Annotated in this window: 10 protein-coding genes and 1 tRNA gene; 6 read left to right on the top strand and 5 right to left on the bottom strand. The window is 73.9% G+C overall.

Annotation, left to right across the window (positions count from 1 at the left end; genetic code table 11):
- Positions 1-109 precede the first annotated feature (109 nt).
- Positions 110-1,771 (bottom strand): glucose-6-phosphate isomerase, encoded by a 1,662-nt coding sequence (pgi, locus tag ABTZ03_RS30515; protein ID WP_350516344.1) that lies wholly within the window; start codon positions 1,769-1,771, stop codon positions 110-112.
- Between the two features lie 224 nt (positions 1,772-1,995).
- Positions 1,996-3,579 (bottom strand): Na+/H+ antiporter, encoded by a 1,584-nt coding sequence (locus tag ABTZ03_RS30520; protein WP_350516345.1) that lies wholly within the window; start codon positions 3,577-3,579, stop codon positions 1,996-1,998.
- A gap of 205 nt (positions 3,580-3,784) precedes the next feature.
- Here ABTZ03_RS30520 and ABTZ03_RS30525 point away from each other — a divergent pair, with 205 nt between their 5' ends.
- The 4 genes from ABTZ03_RS30525 to ABTZ03_RS30540 all read left to right on the top strand — a co-directional run bounded on the left by ABTZ03_RS30525 (position 3,785) and on the right by ABTZ03_RS30540 (position 6,608).
- On the top strand, positions 3,785-4,693 hold the full coding sequence (locus ABTZ03_RS30525; RefSeq protein WP_350516346.1) for an NADP-dependent oxidoreductase: 909 nt from the start codon (positions 3,785-3,787) through the stop codon (positions 4,691-4,693).
- Between the two features lie 111 nt (positions 4,694-4,804).
- Positions 4,805-4,878: transfer RNA gene (locus ABTZ03_RS30530), tRNA-Lys, on the top strand.
- 129 nt (positions 4,879-5,007) lie between these two features.
- Entirely contained in the window at positions 5,008-5,979 is a 972-nt protein-coding gene (locus tag ABTZ03_RS30535; RefSeq protein WP_350516347.1) for a GlxA family transcriptional regulator, read from the top strand.
- Complete coding sequence (locus ABTZ03_RS30540) at positions 5,979-6,608, top strand: DJ-1/PfpI family protein (RefSeq protein ID WP_350516348.1); 630 nt, start codon at positions 5,979-5,981, stop codon at positions 6,606-6,608. Before ABTZ03_RS30535 ends, ABTZ03_RS30540 begins: the two co-directional genes overlap by 1 nt.
- A gap of 51 nt (positions 6,609-6,659) precedes the next feature.
- Here ABTZ03_RS30540 and ABTZ03_RS30545 read toward each other — a convergent pair whose 3' ends face one another.
- Positions 6,660-8,399 carry a chitinase gene (locus ABTZ03_RS30545; RefSeq protein WP_350516349.1) on the bottom strand — a complete coding sequence of 580 codons (1,740 nt, stop codon included), beginning with the start codon at positions 8,397-8,399 and terminating at the stop codon, positions 6,660-6,662.
- A gap of 136 nt (positions 8,400-8,535) precedes the next feature.
- Here ABTZ03_RS30545 and ABTZ03_RS30550 point away from each other — a divergent pair, with 136 nt between their 5' ends.
- The gene (locus tag ABTZ03_RS30550) at positions 8,536-11,850 is read left to right on the top strand and encodes a S41 family peptidase (RefSeq protein ID WP_502894639.1); all 3,315 of its coding nucleotides are present in this window, start codon (positions 8,536-8,538) and stop codon (positions 11,848-11,850) included.
- A gap of 21 nt (positions 11,851-11,871) precedes the next feature.
- Here ABTZ03_RS30550 and ABTZ03_RS30555 read toward each other — a convergent pair whose 3' ends face one another.
- Positions 11,872-12,102, bottom strand: a complete 231-nt coding sequence (locus ABTZ03_RS30555) for a hypothetical protein (protein ID WP_350516351.1) — start codon at positions 12,100-12,102, stop codon at positions 11,872-11,874.
- Positions 12,103-12,240: 138 nt separating this feature from the next.
- On the opposite strand from ABTZ03_RS30555, the gene ABTZ03_RS30560 reads away from it, so the two are divergent.
- A complete protein-coding gene (locus ABTZ03_RS30560) occupies positions 12,241-13,026 on the top strand; it encodes a phosphoribosyl-dephospho-CoA transferase MdcG domain-containing protein (protein WP_350516352.1) in 786 nt (261 codons plus the stop codon).
- Positions 13,027-13,088: 62 nt separating this feature from the next.
- Here the strand turns inward: ABTZ03_RS30560 and ABTZ03_RS30565 are convergent, their stop codons facing one another.
- Entirely contained in the window at positions 13,089-15,155 is a 2,067-nt protein-coding gene (locus tag ABTZ03_RS30565) for a phosphocholine-specific phospholipase C (RefSeq protein WP_350516353.1), read from the bottom strand.
- Between the last annotated feature and the right edge of the window lie 191 nt (positions 15,156-15,346).

The following is a 15,346-nucleotide window of genomic DNA, read 5'->3' on the forward strand; positions in this document are numbered from 1 at the left end:
ACTCCCTCCCTCCCCCCCCCGCCCTACCGCTGGGGCCACCGCCGTTTTCCCCGGCCCCGGCCGGCGCGGCGGGCCGGCCCGCGGCGCGGGCGCCGCCCCCGGCCGGGGCTCAGCGGCCGCGCAGTGCGCGGTAGCGGGCGACCAGCGCCGCGGTGGAGCTGTCCAGCTGCTCGCCGCCCTCGCCGGTGACCAGCACCGGCTCGATCCGCTTGGCGAGCACCTTGCCCAGCTCGACGCCCCACTGGTCGAAGGAGTCGATGTTCCAGACCGCCCCCTGGACGAACACCTTGTGCTCGTACAGCGCGACCAGCTGGCCGAGCACCGAGGGGGTCAGCTCGGCGGCCAGGATGGTGGTGGTCGGGTGGTTGCCCTGGAAGGTCTTGTGCGGGACGAGCTCGGCCGGCACGCCCTCGGCCGCGACCTCCTCCGGGGTCTTGCCGAAGGCCAGCGCCTGGGTCTGGGCGAAGAAGTTGGCCAGCAGCAGGTCGTGCTGGGCGACCAGGCCGGCGGGCAGGTCGGGGGTCGGCCGGGCGAAGCCGATGAAGTCGGCCGGGATCACCTTGGTGCCCTGGTGCAGCAGCTGGTAGTAGGCGTGCTGGCCGTTGGTGCCGGGGGTGCCCCAGACCACCGGGCCGGTCTGCCAGTCGACCGGGGTGCCGTCGCGGGTCACCGACTTGCCGTTGGACTCCATGTCCAGCTGCTGGAGGTAGGCGGTGAACTTGGACAGGTAGTGCGAGTACGGCAGCACCGCGTGCGCCTGGGCGTCGAAGAACGCGCCGTACCAGACGCCCAGCAGGCCGAGCAGCAGCGGGACGTTCTGCTCCGGCGGGGCGGTGCGGAAGTGCTCGTCGACCAGGTGGAAGCCGTCCAGCATCTCGCGGAAGGCGTCCGGGCCGATCGCGATCATCAGCGAGAGGCCGATCGCCGAGTCGTAGGAGTAGCGGCCGCCGACCCAGTCCCAGAACTCGAACATGTTGGCGGTGTCGATGCCGAAGTCCTGCACGCCCTGGGCGTTGGTGGACAGCGCGACGAAGTGCTTGGCCACCGCCTCGGTGCCGGCGCCCAGGCCGTCCAGCAGCCAGGCCCGGGCGGAGACCGCGTTGGTGATCGTCTCGATGGTGGTGAAGGTCTTCGAGGCGACGATGAACAGCGTCTCGGCCGGGTCGAGGTCGCGGACCGCCTCGTGCAGGTCGGCGCCGTCCACGTTGGACACGAAGCGGACGTCCAGGTCCCGCTGGGTGTACGGGCGGAGCACCTCGTAGGCCATCGCCGGGCCGAGGTCGGAGCCGCCGATGCCGATGTTGACCACGGCGCGGATCCGTCGGCCGGTGTGGCCCTTCCACTCACCGCTGCGGACCCGGTCGGCGAAGGCGGCCATCTTGTCCAGGACGGCGTGCACCCCGGGGACGACGTTGACCCCGTCGACCTCGATCACGGCGTCGCGCGGGGCGCGCAGCGCGGTGTGCAGCACGGCGCGCCGCTCGGTGACGTTGATCTTCTCGCCGCGGAACATGGCGTCCCGCAGCCCGGCGACACCGGTGGCGGCGGCGAGCTCGCGCAGCAGCTCCAGGGTCTCCGCGGTGACCAGGTGCTTGGCGTAGTCCACGTGCAGGTCGCCGACCTGGAGGGTGTGGCTGCGGCCGCGCTCGGGGTCGGCGGCGAACAGCTCACGCAGGTGGGTCTCGCCCAGCTCGGCCCGGTGCTTGGCCAGGGCGGCCCACTGCGGGGTGCGGTCGAGCGGGGTACGGGCGTCGGCGCGGGTCTCCGACATCGGTGGGTCCTCGATTCATCTGGGTGCAGAAACCGGCAGGGCCAGGCGGTGAGCGCCTGTTCGCGAGGTCGTGGCGGTACTGGTGGTGCGCCGACTCCGTTGACGGCCTGCCCGGGTTCAGCCTATGCAACCCCGGAGGGGGTCGCGCACATTCCGCACCGTCGGCGGCGGGCGGGCCGGACTGTCCGTCACTTCCGCCGCGCCCACCGCCTCCGCCGCTGCCGCTACTTCCGTTCCGAGCGCAGGTCCAGCCCGCGCAGCACGTGGTCGACCAGCTCCGGGTCGGCGCCGAGCTCGCTGCGGGCGATCAGCATCTCGCGCCGGGAGGCGGCGATCATCTCCTGCTCGACCTCGGCGGCGGCCCGCCACTGGGCGACCCGCTGCTTGGCCTCGGCGGCCTCCTCCTCGGCGTAGTTCTCCGGGCAGAGCCGGGCCAGCCGGTCGTGCTGACGGTCCCGCAGCCGGTCGGCGACCTCGGCGGGCAGCTTGTCCTGCTCCTCCAGTTCGCCGAGCCGCTGCAGCCCGGCCTTGGCGGCCCGCCACCAGAGCCGGCGCACCGCCTGCTCGTGCTGGTCCTGGTCGATGTCCAGTTCGAGCCGCTTGGCCAGCCAGGGCAGGGTCAGCCCCTGGACCAGCAGGGTGAACAGCACCACGCTGAAGGCGATGAAGACCAGCCGGCCGCGCTCCGGGAAGTCCTCGCCGGAGTTCAGGGAGAGCGGGATGGCAAGGGCCAGCGCCACGGTCGCCACCCCGCGCATGCCGGACCACCAGAGGATCACGCTCTCCCGCCAGCTGAACGGGGTGTCCTCCTCGTCGCCCTTGCGCAGCTTCTTGGACAGCCAGCCGGCCGGCAGCAGCCAGAGCAGCCGGACCACGACCACGACCGCGATGACCACGGCGGCGTCGCCGAGGAACCCGGTCCAGCCGCGGCCGGCCTCCTTGAGCACGGTGGCCAGTTCCAGGCCGATCAGGCCGAAGGCGACGCCGGTGATCAGGATCTCGACCACCTCCCAGAAGGCGTTGCCGACCAGCCGGTAGGCGACCGCGTCGGCGTCGGCGGCCCGCTCGGCGAGGTAGAGCGCGCAGACCACCACGGCGAGCACGCCGGAGCCGTGGATCTCCTCGGCGATGGTGTAGGCGGCGAAGGGCACCAGCAGGTTGAGCGCGACCTGCTGGGTCGGGTCGTCCAGCCGGTCGGCGAGCTTGGCGTTCACCCAGCCGAGCACCACGCCGACCAGCACCGCGAGCACCGCGGACAGCACGAAGCGCAGCACCGCGTGGCCGACCGAGAAGTCGCCGCTGACCACGGCCTCGATGGCGAGCGAGTAGATGACGATCGCGGTGACGTCGTTGAACAGCCCCTCGCTCTCCAGGATCGCCACCAGGCGCCGGGGCAGCCCGACGCTGCCGGCCACCGCGACGGCGGCCACCGGGTCGGGCGGGGAGACCAGCGCGCCGACCGCGATCGCGGCGGCCAGCGGCAGGGCGGGCAGCAGCCAGTGCACGGTGCCGGCCACCGCGATCGTGGTGACCGCCACCAGGGCGATCGCCAGCAGCAGGATCGAGCGGGCGTTGGCCTTGAAGTAGCGCACCGAGGAGCGCCGGGCGACGGCGAAGATCAGCGGTGGCAGGACCAGCGGGAGGATCAGCTCGGGCTCGATCTTGACGTCCGGGATCTGCGGGACGACCGCCATCACGATGCCGAGCAGGGTCATCAGGACCGGTTGCGGCACACCCGTCCTGCGGGCGAGTGGCATGGTCACCACGGAGGCGAGCAGCACCAGGAAGAACAGGGGCAGCTGGCCCACGGGAAGGTTCCTCTCGACGGCGGATCGGCGGCGGCCCGAACGGGGACGGGCGACCGGTCGACGGCGGACGGCTGAGCGCCGCCCAGGATAAATCTGACAATGCGCCCATACGTGAAGACACGCCGAACGAGTGCTTGACCTCCAGTGCACTTCAGGTTCGAGGATCGGCGGTACCGAAACGATCGAGAGTGCGAAGGAGCCCCCCATGAAGGCGGTCACCGTCCCGAGGTCCGGCGGTCCGGAGGTCCTGCGGGTCACCGGGGTCACCGACCCGGAGCCCGGCCCGGGCGAGGTCCGGGTGCGGGTGTACGCCGCCGCCGTACAGCCGGTGGACCTGGCGATCCGGGAGGGCTTCCGCCCGCCGGGGCTCACGGCCGAGCCGCCGCTCGTGCTCGGCAACGAGTTCGCCGGGGTGGTGGACCGGCTCGGGCCGGGCGCCGGGGCCTGGCGGGTCGGCGACGAGGTGCTGGGCTTCCGGGTGCTGGGCTGCCAGGCCGAGCTGGTCACGGTGGACGCCGGCCAGCTGGTGGCCAAGCCCGCCGGGATGCCCTGGGAGCAGGCCGGCTCGCTCTCCGCCTCCGGCCAGACCGCACACCTGGCGCTCGAACTGCTCGGGGTCGGCCCCGGCGACACCGTCCTGGTGCACGGCGCTTCCGGCGGGGTCGGCACCGTCGCCGTCCAGCTCGCCCGGGCCCGGGGCGCCGTGGTGATCGGCACCGCGAGCGAGCGCAACCACGACTACCTGCGCGGGCTGGGCGCGATCCCGGTCGCGTACGGGGAGGGGCTGGTCGGGCGGGTCCGGGCGGTCGCCCCGCAGGGGGTGGACGCGGCCTTCGACGCGGCCGGCCGGGGCGCGCTGGCCGCCTCCGTCGAACTGGTCGCCGACCGGGACCGGATCGGCACCGTGGTCGACTACCCGGAGGCCGAGCGGCTGGGCGTCCGGGGGCTGCGGGGGCCGCGCACCGCCGAACGGCTGGCCGAACTGGTGCGGCTGTGGGAGGCGGGCGGGCTGCGGATCGAGATCGCCGAGTCGCTGCCGCTGGAGAAGGCCGGGGAGGCGCACCGGCTGGTCGGCGGCGGGCACGTCCGCGGCAAGGTGGTGCTCACGGCCTGAGCGGGCGGGCCGGCCCGGGAGCCTCCGGGTGGACCGCCCCGGGCTCTCCGGGCTCTCCGGGCCGATTGTGTGTTTCGGCTGCTGACCAGGTAATGTTCTCCACGTCAGCAGGCGCCGCTAGCTCAGTTGGTTAGAGCAGCTGACTCTTAATCAGCGGGTCCGGGGTTCGAGTCCCTGGCGGCGCACAGACAGCCGGAAGGCCCCTTGCGAAAGCAAGGGGCCTTCCGGCGTTTCGGCGTTCCCGCGCCGCGTGTGGCAGGAAAGGTGGGAAACCGGTCATTGCTGCCGTCACGGCCCGCTGTCAGGCTGACCGCATGAGAGAGCGCAGCGTGGTCGTGGTCCTCTACGACGGCGTGCAGAGCCTGGACGTGACCGGCCCGCTGGAGGTGTTCGCGGGGGCGGGCGCGGCCGCCCGGCGGCCGGGGGCGTACCGGGTGACCACGGCCTCCCCCGGTGGTGGGCCGGTGCGCAGCTGCAGCGGGCTGCGGTTGCTGCCGGACGTCGACCTGGCCGAGGTCGGGCCGGTGCACACCCTGCTGATCCCCGGCGGATTGGACGTCGAGCACCCGGACGACGCCCTGGTGGCGCGGGTCCGGGAGCTGGCCGGCCGGGCCGAGCGGGTGGTGTCGGTGTGCACCGGGGCCTTCCTGCTCGCCGAGGCCGGACTGCTGTCCGGGCGCCGGGCGACCACCCACTGGGCGTACTGCGCGGAGCTGGCCCGGCGGTTCCCGGACGTGACGGTCGACCCCGACCCGATCCACGTCCGGGACGGGCACCTCGCCACCTCCGCCGGGGTCACCGCCGGGATCGACCTGGCGCTGGCCCTGGTCGAGGAGGACCTCGGCCGGGACGCCGCCCTGCTGATCGCCCGTCATCTGGTGGTCTTCCTGCGCCGACCGGGCAACCAGGCGCAGTTCAGCACCCAGCTGGCCGCCCAGGTGGCGGCCCGGCAGCCGCTGCGCGAGGTCCAGCGGTGGATCGCCGAGCACCCGGAGGCCGACCTGTCGGTCGAGGCGCTGGCCGGCCGGGCGGCACTGTCGCCGCGGCACTTCGCCCGGGCCTTCGCGGCCGAGGTGGGGACGACTCCGGGCCGGTACGTCGACGGGGTCCGGCTGGAGGCCGCCCGACGGCGGCTGGAGGACACCGACGACGGCATCGAGGAGATCGCGCGCTCCTGCGGCTACGGCACCCCGGAGGCGATGCGGCGCGCCTTCGTCCGGGCCCTGGCCGCCCCGCCCGCCGAGTACCGACGCCGCTTCCGTTCCCGACCCGATGGAGGTCAGTGATGCGCATCGCGATCCTGCTCTACGACGACTTCACCGCGCTGGACGCGGTCGGCCCCTACGAGGTGCTGTCCCGGATCCCCGGGGCCGAGGTGGTGTTCACCGCCGCGAAGCGCGGCCCGGTCCGCACCGACATGGCCAGCCTGGCGCTGACCGCGGACGCCGCCCTGGACGAGGTGGACTCGGCCGACCTGCTGCTGGTGCCCGGCGGTCCCGGGACGGAGGCGCAGCTGACCGACGGGGCGGTGCTCGACTGGGTGCGCCGGGTGGACGCGACCACCACCTGGACCACCTCGGTCTGCTCCGGCTCGCTGATCCTGGGCGCCGCCGGGCTGCTCGGCGGTCGCCGGGCCACCAGCCACTGGGGCGTGCTGGACGCCCTGTCCCGGTTCGGGGCGGAGCCGACCGGCACCGAGCGGATCGTGGTCGACGGCAAGTACGCGACGGCGGCCGGGGTCTCGGCCGGGATCGACCTCGCCCTGCGGCTGACCGGCCTGATCGCCGGCGACGGGACGGCCGAGGCCATCCAGTTGCTCATCGAGTACGACCCGCAACCGCCGTACGGGGCGGGCTCGTTGGCCAAGGCCTCGCCGTCGGTGGTCGAGCAGGCGCGGCTGCTGCTGGCGCCCTGACCGGGCCGTGCCGTGCGGTGGGGCCCGCGTCCTGCGGGCCCCACCGCCGGGTCAGCGGCCGAAGTAGCCGTCGAAGTTCTTGGAGAACTCCCGGCCGCCGAACTGGTCCCAGTTGACGGACCAGGTCATCAGTCCGGCCAGGTTCGGCTGGGCACCCGAACGCGGCACGTACGTCCCGCAGTTGGCGAGCCTGGTGAGGCAGTCCAGCGCCTTGTCCACCTCGGACGGGGCGATGTAGCCGTTGCCCGCGTTGACGGTGGCCGGCATCCCGATGGCCACCTTCGAGGCGGGCAGCGGCGGGAACATGTTGGCGGTGTTGCCCGCGACCGGGAAGCCGTTGAGCAGCAGGTCGGTCATCGCGACGTGGAAGTCGGCGCCGCCCATCGAGTGGTACTGGTTGTCCAGGCCCATGATGGAGCCGGAGTTGTAGTCCTGGACGTGCAGCAGGGTCAGGTCGTCGCGCAGCGCGTAGATGACCGGCAGGTACGCCCCGGCGCGCGGGTCCTGGCCGCCCCAGGGGCCGGATCCGTAGTACTGGTAGCCGAGTTGGACGAAGAAGGTCTCCGGCGCCATGGTCAGCACGAAGCCCGGACCGTACTTGGCCTTGAGGGTCTTCAGTGCCGAGATCAGGTTGACGATGACCGCGCTCTTCGGGTTCTTGAAGTCGGTGTCGCCGGTGTCGAGCGAGAGCGAGTGGCCCTCGAAGTCGATGTCCAGGCCGTCCAGGCCCCACTTGTCGATGATCGCCGAGACCGAGCTGACGAAGGTGTCCCGGGCCGCGGTGGTGGTCAGCTGCACCTGGCCGTTCTGGCCGCCGATCGAGATCAGCACCTTCTTGCCCTGGGCGCGCCGGGCGGCGATGGCGGCCTTGAAGTCGGCGTCGGACTCGACGGTCGGGCAGTCGGTGGCCGAGCAGCGGTTGAAGCGGATGTCGCCGGAGGTCGGGGAGGTGGGCTCGCCGAAGGAGAGGTCGATGATGTCCCAGGAGTTGGGGACGTCGGCCATCCGGGTGTAGCCGGCGCCGTTGGCGAAGCTGGCGTGGAGGTAGCCGACCAGGGTGTGGCTGCCGCCGGGGGTGCCGGTCGGGGTCGCGGTGGGCGTCCCGGTCGGGGTTCCCGTGGGCGTACCCGTCGGCGTCCCGGTCGGGGTTCCCGTCGGGGTCCCGGTGGGCGTTCCCGTGGGCGTTCCCGTGGGCGTTCCCGTGGGCGTTCCCGTGGGCGTGCCGGTCGGGGTCGGGGTCGGCGAAGGGCTGGGGGCGCCCGGGCCGTCCAGCGAGACGTCGTCCGCGTAGTAGGTGCCCTGCCCGTACCAGCCGTGGGTGTAGACGGTGGCGGTGGTCTGGGTGGCGCCGGTGGTGAAGCCGACGCTGAGCTTCTGGTACGCGCCGCCGGTGCCGGGCGTCCAGGTGCTCGGGCCGCCGCCGTCCACGCCCAGGTAGACGTACGAGCCGTTCACCCAGGCGCTCAGCGTGTAGGTGGTGTTGGGCGCCACGGCGACGGTCTGCGAGCACTGGGCGGTGTCGGCCGCGGTGGCCGCGGCGGCGAGGGCGTAGCCGCCGCTGTGCACCGGGGCGGTGACGACGCTGCCGGAGTTGCCGGTGCAGCTCCAGGGGCCGAGCGAGCCGGACTCGAAGCCGCCGTTGACCAGGAACTCGCCGGCCGAGGCGGCGGGCGCCAGGCCCAGGGTGACGCCGACCAGGGTGGCCGCGGCGACGGCGGAGGCGGTGCCGGCGGCGATCGCGGCACGGCGGTGTCCGGACACGGTTGATCTGGGCACGGTTGATCTGCGCATGCGGGGTGCTCCTGCGGTGGCGCGGTCGTGGGGGACGTCCGAGGGCACGCCGGAGCACGCGCCAGTGGGGGGAACGGCCCGGCCTGGCACCCAAGTTGGACTAGACCACTGAAGCGGATCCGACAGTGAGCCGTCAATGGTCCAGACCGGCCAGGGGCCCAGGAGGACCGCCCCGGTTGCCGGGGGTGACACCCCGTCGAAGGATGGAGGGGTGACCCCGCCCGGCTACCTCCGCCACCCCCACCTGCACGGCGGCCTGCTCACCTTCACCGCCGAGGACGACGTCTGGATCGCCCCGCTGGACGCCGGCGCCGCCGCCACCGGCCGGGCCTGGCGGGTCGGCTGCGACCGCACCCGGGTCAGCCACCCCCGCTTCTCCCCCGACGGCACCACCCTCGCCTGGACCAGCTGGCTCGGCCTCACCCCCGAGGTGTGGACCGCCCCGGTCGACGGCGGCGAGGCCCGCCGGCTCAGCTTCTGGGGCAGCCAGGACACCCGGGTGCGCGGCTGGCTGCCGGACGGCGAGGTGCTCGCCGTCACCTCCTACCACGAGCCCTTCGGCCACTACACCTGGGCGCACGCCCTGCCCCCGGACGGCTCCCCCGGCCGCCGGATGCCCTGGGGGCCGGTCGGCGACGCCCAGCTGAGCCGGGGCCGGACCGTCCTGCTCACCGGCTCCGCCCCGCACGAGCCCGCCGCCTGGAAGCGCTACCGCGGCGGCGCGATCGGCCGGCTCTGGGTCGACGGCGAACCGGTCCTGGCCGGGCACACCGGCCACCTCGCCTCCCCCATGCCGGTCGGCGAACCCCCCGACGACCGGATCGCCTTCCTCTCGGACCACGAGGGCATCGGCAACGTCTACTCCTGCCGCCCGGACGGCACCGACCTGCGCCGGCACACCGACCACGCCTCCTACTACGCCCGCGAGGCCGCCACCGACGGCGCCCGGATCGTCTACCAGCACGCCGGCGACCTCTGGCTGCTGGACGGACTGGACGCCCCCGGCCCGCGCCGGCTGCACGTGCCGCTCGGCGGCGCCCGGGCCGGCCGCCGCCCCTACCAGGTCGGCGCCGCCTCCCAGGTCAAGGACCTCGCCTGCGACCAGACCGGCCGGGCCGGGGTGATCACCGTGCGCGGCAGCCAGTACTGGCTCACCCACAAGGACGGCCCGGCCCGCGCGCTCGCCGACACCCCCGGGGTGCGCACCCGGCTGCCGGTGGTGCTCGGGCACACCGGCGAGGCCGCCTGGATCACCGACGCCGAGGGCACCGACGCGATCGAGGTGGTGCCGCTGCCCGGCCACGACGGCCCCTCCGGGGCGACCGGCGGCGAACGGCACCGCCACCGGGTGCTCGCCGCCGGGAAGCTCGGCCGGGTCCTGGAGCTCACCGCCGCCCCCGACGGCGCCCGGCTCGCCGCCACCACCTCGGACGGGCGGCTGCTGCTGGTCTCCGCCGACGACGGCGGGGTGCGCGAACTGGCCGCCTCCGACCACGGCCCGGTCGCCGGCGCCCGGTTCTCCCCCGACTCGCACTGGATCGCCTGGTCCCAGCCCGCCGCCGGCCGCTCGCTGCGCCGGATCCGGCTCACCCGCACCGACGCCCCCGGGCCGACCACCGACGTCACCGACGGCCGGTTCGAGGACGAGCAGCCGGTGTTCACCCGGGACGGCCGCTACCTGGCCTTCCTGTCCTGGCGCGGCTTCGACCCGGTCCACGACGTGCACACCGGCGACCTGTCCTTCCCGCTCGGCTGCCGCCCGTACCTCGTCCCGCTCGCCGCCGACACCCCCTCCCCGTTCGCCGCGCCCGTCGAGGACGGCGCCCCGCGCGGGGACGGCGGCGGCGACGGCACCGTCCGGGTCGACCCGGAGGGCCTCGGCGAACGGCTGCTGCCGTTCCCGGTGATCGCCTCCAAGTACTCGGCCACCGACGCGGTGCGCGGCGGCCTGGTCTGGCTGCGCTGGCCGATCTCCGGCACCCTCGGGCAGACCTTCGCCAGCCCCGAGGACACCTCCGGCCGCCCCTCGCTGGAGCACTTCGACCTGGCCCGGGGCACCCGCAGCACCCTGGCCGACCGGCTGGACGGCTACGCGGTCTCCGGGGACGGCGGCTCGATCGTCGTCTACTCGGCCGGCACCCTGCGGGTCGTCCCGGTCGGCGCCCCCTCCGCCGGGACGTCCGTCGACCTGCGCCGGATCACCCACACCGTGCACCCGGCCGCCGAGTGGCGCCAGGCGTACCACGAGGCCGCCCGGATCGTCCGGGACCAGTTCTGGGACGAGCGGATGTCCGGCCTGGACTGGCCCGCACTGGTCGCCCAGTACGAACCGCTGCTGGAACGGATCTGCTCACCCGACGACTTCGCCGACCTGCTGCGCGAACTCCTCGGCGAGCTCGGCACCTCGCACGCCTACGTCACCCCGTCCCGGCGCGCCGAGGGCCCCACCCTCGCCCAGCAGCCGCTCGGCCTGCTCGGCGCCGACGCCCACCGCTCCCCCGACGGCCGCTGGCTGGTCGACCGGGTGCTGCCCGGCGAGTCCTCCGACCCGCGCGCCCGCGCCCCGCTGGCCGCCCAGGGCGTCCGGGACGGCGACGAACTGCTGGAGGTCGGCGGCCGCCCGGTGGACCCGGTGCGCGGTCCGCTGCCGCTGCTGGCCGGCACCGGCGGCACCACCGTCGAACTGGCCCTGCGCAGCGGCCCGGACGGCCCGGTCCGGCGGATCGCGGTCACCCCGCTGACCGACGAACGGGCCATCCGCTACCAGGACTGGGTGGCCAAACGCCGTTCCCTGGTACGGGAGTTCAGCGACGGCCGGTGCGGCTACCTGCACATCCCGGACCTCGGCGGCTCCGGCTGGGCACAGTTCAACCGGGATCTGCGGCGCGAACTGGACAAGCCCGCACTGGTGTTGGACGTGCGCGGCAACGCCGGCGGCAACGTCTCCGAACTGGTCCTGGAGAAGCTCACCCGGCACGTCCTCGCCTGGGACTTCAGCCGGGACCGCCAGCCGGTCCGCTGGCCCCGGCACGCGCTGCGCGGCCCCCTGGTGGCCCTCGCCGACGAGGCGACCAGCTCGGACGGGGACGTGATCATCGCGGCGATCAAACTGCTCGGCCTCGGCCCGGTGATCGGCAACCGCACCTGGGGCGGGGTGGTCGGGATGACCGGGCGGCACACCCTGGGCGACGGCACCCAGATCTCGGTGCCGAAGAACGCCTCCTGGTTCGGCGGCGGGCTCGGCTGGTCGGTGGAGAACCGGGGCGTCGAGCCGGACGTGCACGTGCTGCGCACCCCGCGGGACTGGGCGCGGGGGCGCCACCCGGAGCTGGTCACCGCCGTCCAGCTGGCCCTGGAGCTGCTGGAGGACGCGCCCGCGGCGGCGCCCCCGCCGGAGTCCACGCCCCGGCCGGACCTGCGGCGACCGCCGCTGCCGCCGCGGAGCGGATGACCCCGGGGCGGCAGCGGAGGCTCAGCTCCAGGGGTCGCCCTCGGAGGTCATGTTCTCGGCGGCACGCCGGTCCGCCTCCTCCTGGGCCGCCCGTTCCCGGGACACCCGGTCCTGGGTGTCCCGGGTGCGCTCGACCTCGTCGCTGTACGCGTCGGCGGCCTCGTCGTGGGCGAGGGCGGCGCGCTGGGCGGCCTCCTGGCCGGTGGACTCGTGCTGCGGCGGACGGTGGAACAGCCTGTCCAGGATGCCCATGACTCCTCCTCCGAACGGATTACCGGGCTGCCCCCACTCTCACACCGGGGACCAGTGGTCGCACGTTGAGCCTTTGGTCCCGGGTGGACGCGCCCAAGGGCCGTAGCCGGGAACGGGCGGCGGGCGGAGGGTGGCGGTGTGAGGAACTCCACCGAGGAACTGCACGACGGACCGCGCCGCCGGGTCGGCGCGCTGGCCGCGCTGGACGGACGGCTGCCCGGCACCCACGACCTGCTGCTGATGCAGTGCCCCGGCTCGCTGCGCCCGCTGGCCGGCGGCGAGCTGCCGGAGTGGGCCCGGCCGGTACTGCGGGCGCACCCGTGGGTCACCGTCGGCCGGGCGCACCCGGTGGTCGGCACCCCGCTGGACCTGCCCCGCCCCCAGCGCTGCACCCGGGACCCGGAGGCGGCGCCCGAGCACTGGATCCCGGTCACCGTGCGCGGCCCGCGCCCCGGACAGCGACTGGACGCGCTGGCCCCCTGGGCCGCGGTGGCCCGCACCCTGCGGCCCGAGCGGCTGCCCGGCCTGCGGGAGCGGCTGGCCCCCGGACGGCTCACCGGGATCCCGGCGCTGGCCGTGCTGCCGGAGGTCGGCCGACTGGTCGCGGACCACCGGCTGGTCTGGGGGCCGATCGGCGCGGTCGGCTACGAACTGGGCACCGGCGTCCCGGTGACCGGGCCGCTCAGCCCGCTGCGGCTGGTGCTGCGCGCCCCGCAGCCGATCAGCCGACGGGACGCGCTGCAGCTGCGCCGGGCGCTGAGCAAGCTGCCGGTGCCGGTGCAGGCCGAACTGGAGACCCGCTACGGCGCGGTGCAGCTGGCCGAGTACGCGGCCGGGGCCGGGGTGCGCGGCCTCACCCTGCTGACGCCGGACGGGCCCCGGGAGGTCCACGATCCGTGGTTCCCCCGGGGCCCGTCCGTATGAAGCCGTCGTCGGGCGCCGTCGTCGGGCGCCGTCGTCGGGCGCCGTCGTCCGGGGCCGTCGGCTCAGCCGCTGACGCTCGGCGCGCCCGTCTCCAGGTGCCCGGTGAACCGCTGCGACCAGCTGCTGTCGGTGTTCACGGTGACCGTGAAGTCGTACCAGCCGTTGTTGTAGGCGACCGCGTTGAAGAAGTCGCTGACGCTGCCGCCGGCCGGCACCTGGTACGTCCAGGGGCCGTCGGTGCGGTAGTTGTTGGAGGTGATGGTGAAGGTGATCGGCGAGGTGCCGGAGTTCGCCATCGCGAAGTAGACGGCCAGCTGGCCGCTGCCCGGCTCGACCGCGTACGAGGCGGTGACGGCGGCGTTCTTGCCCGGCTTGGTGAGGTCGCCGGTGAAGCGGCGCAGGAAGCGGTTCGGGCCGACCACGGTCAGGTCGTACTTGCCGTTGCCGAAGTTGTTGGTGCCGCAGTTGAAGAAGTCGGTGACCGGGCTGCCGGAGTCGACGGTGTACTGCCAGGGGCCGCCGCTGCGGTAGGCGTTGGCGTAGGCGGAGAAGTGCGCGGCCCGGGCGGCGCCCTCGTTGGCCATCTTCACCCAGACGTGCATGATCCCGCTGGAGTTGCTGTCCCAGTGGTCCAGGTTGGCGTTGGGCTGGTACGGCAGCGGGCGGGCCGGGCGGGTGCCGGGCTCCTGGGCGGGCAGCGCGTTGTTGCTCGGCGAGGGGTTGGGCAGCGGGCCGCAGGTGGACAGGCCGATGGTCTGCGAGGTGTCGGGCAGCGCGGGCATGCCGTAGACCGGGTTGGCGAAGTCGAAGACCGAGGTGAGGTCGCCGCACGCCTTGCGGCGCCAGTCGCTGATGTTGGGGCTGGTGGCGGGAGTGCCGAGGGCGGCGGTCCACACCTCCAGGAAGCGCAGCACCGAGGTGTGGTCGAAGGTCTCGGAGTTGACCCAGCCGCCGCGGGTCCACGGGGAGATCGCGAGCATCGGGACCCGGAAGCCGAGGCCGATGTTGGTGGAGTTGTAGAACTCCCCCGCGGTACCGGCCGGCGCGGCCGGCGGCGGGACGTGGTCGAAGAAGCCGTCGTTCTCGTCGTAGTTGATCAGCAGGACGGTGGAGTTGAACACGTTGGGGTCCGCGTTCAGGGCGTCCATCACCAGGTGGACGAAGTGCGCGCCGTCCTGCGGGGTGGCGTAGGGGTGCTCGGAGGACTGCTGGTCGGCGACGATCCAGGAGACCTGCGGCAGGGTGCCGTTCTGCACGTCGGCCCGGATCGCGGCGGCGATGTCGTCCGGGGTGCGGCCGGTGGCCTTGGGGACGGAGCCCATGCCCTTGACGGCGAGCGGGCTGCCGGCCGCGGCGCCGGTGAACTGGCTGAAGTAGGCCAGGGCGTTGTCGCCGAAGTTGTCGGCGGCGTTCTGGTAGACCTTCCAGCTGACGCCGGCGGCCTCCAGCGCCTCGGCGTAGGTCTGCCAGCGCAGGTTGGACTCGGAGCCGCCGTCGTAGGCGGGGCCCCCGGCGGTGCCGGCCGGGTCGATCGTGCCGCTCCAGTGGTACGTCCGGTTGGGGCCGGTCGCGCTCAGCACCGAGCAGTGGTACGCGTCGCAGATGGTCCAGTTGTCGGCCAGCGCGTAGTGGAACGGGATGTCGCCGCGCTGCAGGTAACCCAGGGTGCGGACGGTGCCCTTGGCGGACACCCAGGAGTCCATCTTGCCGCCGTTCCAGGCCTTGTGCTGGTCCGACCAGGCGTGCGAGAGGTCGCCGTTGCACTGGGCCTGGGTCTCGGGACTGCCACTGGCGCCCGAGGGGTTGAAGGCCCACGGGTACTGGCGGGCGAACAGCCCGTTGGGCTGGTTGAAGACGCTGTAGCCGCCGGAGAGCTGGATGGTGGCCTTGTCGCCGTAGCCCCGGACGCCCTTGAGGGTGCCGAAGTAGTGGTCGAAGCTGCGGTTCTCCTGCATCAGGATCACCACGTGCTGCACGTCGTTGATGGTGCCGGTGGTGCTCAGCGTGGTGCTGGAGGCGGCCGCGGCACTCGGGGTGGCGGCGCCCACCACGTCGGCGCCGGCCACCGCGAGACCGGCCGCGGTGGCGCCGGACAGCGCGACGAACTTTCTACGACTCAACTCGGCCATCAGACCGGTCCGTCCCTTCACTGGCGATGTTGTGTACACAACTCGGGGCCATCGATCGCGGTGAAGTGTCCACCGCGGCCGGAGCGGGCCACCAGATGCGCGCAGCAGGGTTGTCGGACTGTTCGCCCGGGTGTCACCGAGCGACGCCGGGCTGAACGCCCGGCCGACCCGACGGGGAGACGTCTCCACCC

This window comes from Kitasatospora sp. NPDC096077 (assembly GCF_040303245.1).
GTDB lineage: Bacteria > Actinomycetota > Actinomycetes > Streptomycetales > Streptomycetaceae > Kitasatospora.

Excerpts from the sequence above, each read along its gene's own strand:
- pgi (WP_350516344.1), bottom strand. The coding sequence starts at position 1,771 with ATGTCGGAGACCCGCGCCGACGCCCGTACCCCGCTCGACCGCACCCCG.
- ABTZ03_RS30525 (WP_350516346.1), top strand. The coding sequence starts at position 3,785 with ATGAAGGCGGTCACCGTCCCGAGGTCCGGCGGTCCGGAGGTCCTGCGG.
- ABTZ03_RS30535 (WP_350516347.1), top strand. The coding sequence starts at position 5,008 with ATGAGAGAGCGCAGCGTGGTCGTGGTCCTCTACGACGGCGTGCAGAGC.
- ABTZ03_RS30540 (WP_350516348.1), top strand. The coding sequence starts at position 5,979 with ATGCGCATCGCGATCCTGCTCTACGACGACTTCACCGCGCTGGACGCG.
- ABTZ03_RS30545 (WP_350516349.1), bottom strand. The coding sequence starts at position 8,399 with ATGCGCAGATCAACCGTGCCCAGATCAACCGTGTCCGGACACCGCCGT.
- ABTZ03_RS30550 (WP_502894639.1), top strand. The coding sequence starts at position 8,536 with ATGGTCCAGACCGGCCAGGGGCCCAGGAGGACCGCCCCGGTTGCCGGG.
- ABTZ03_RS30555 (WP_350516351.1), bottom strand. The coding sequence starts at position 12,102 with ATGGGCATCCTGGACAGGCTGTTCCACCGTCCGCCGCAGCACGAGTCC.
- ABTZ03_RS30565 (WP_350516353.1), bottom strand. The coding sequence starts at position 15,155 with ATGGCCGAGTTGAGTCGTAGAAAGTTCGTCGCGCTGTCCGGCGCCACC.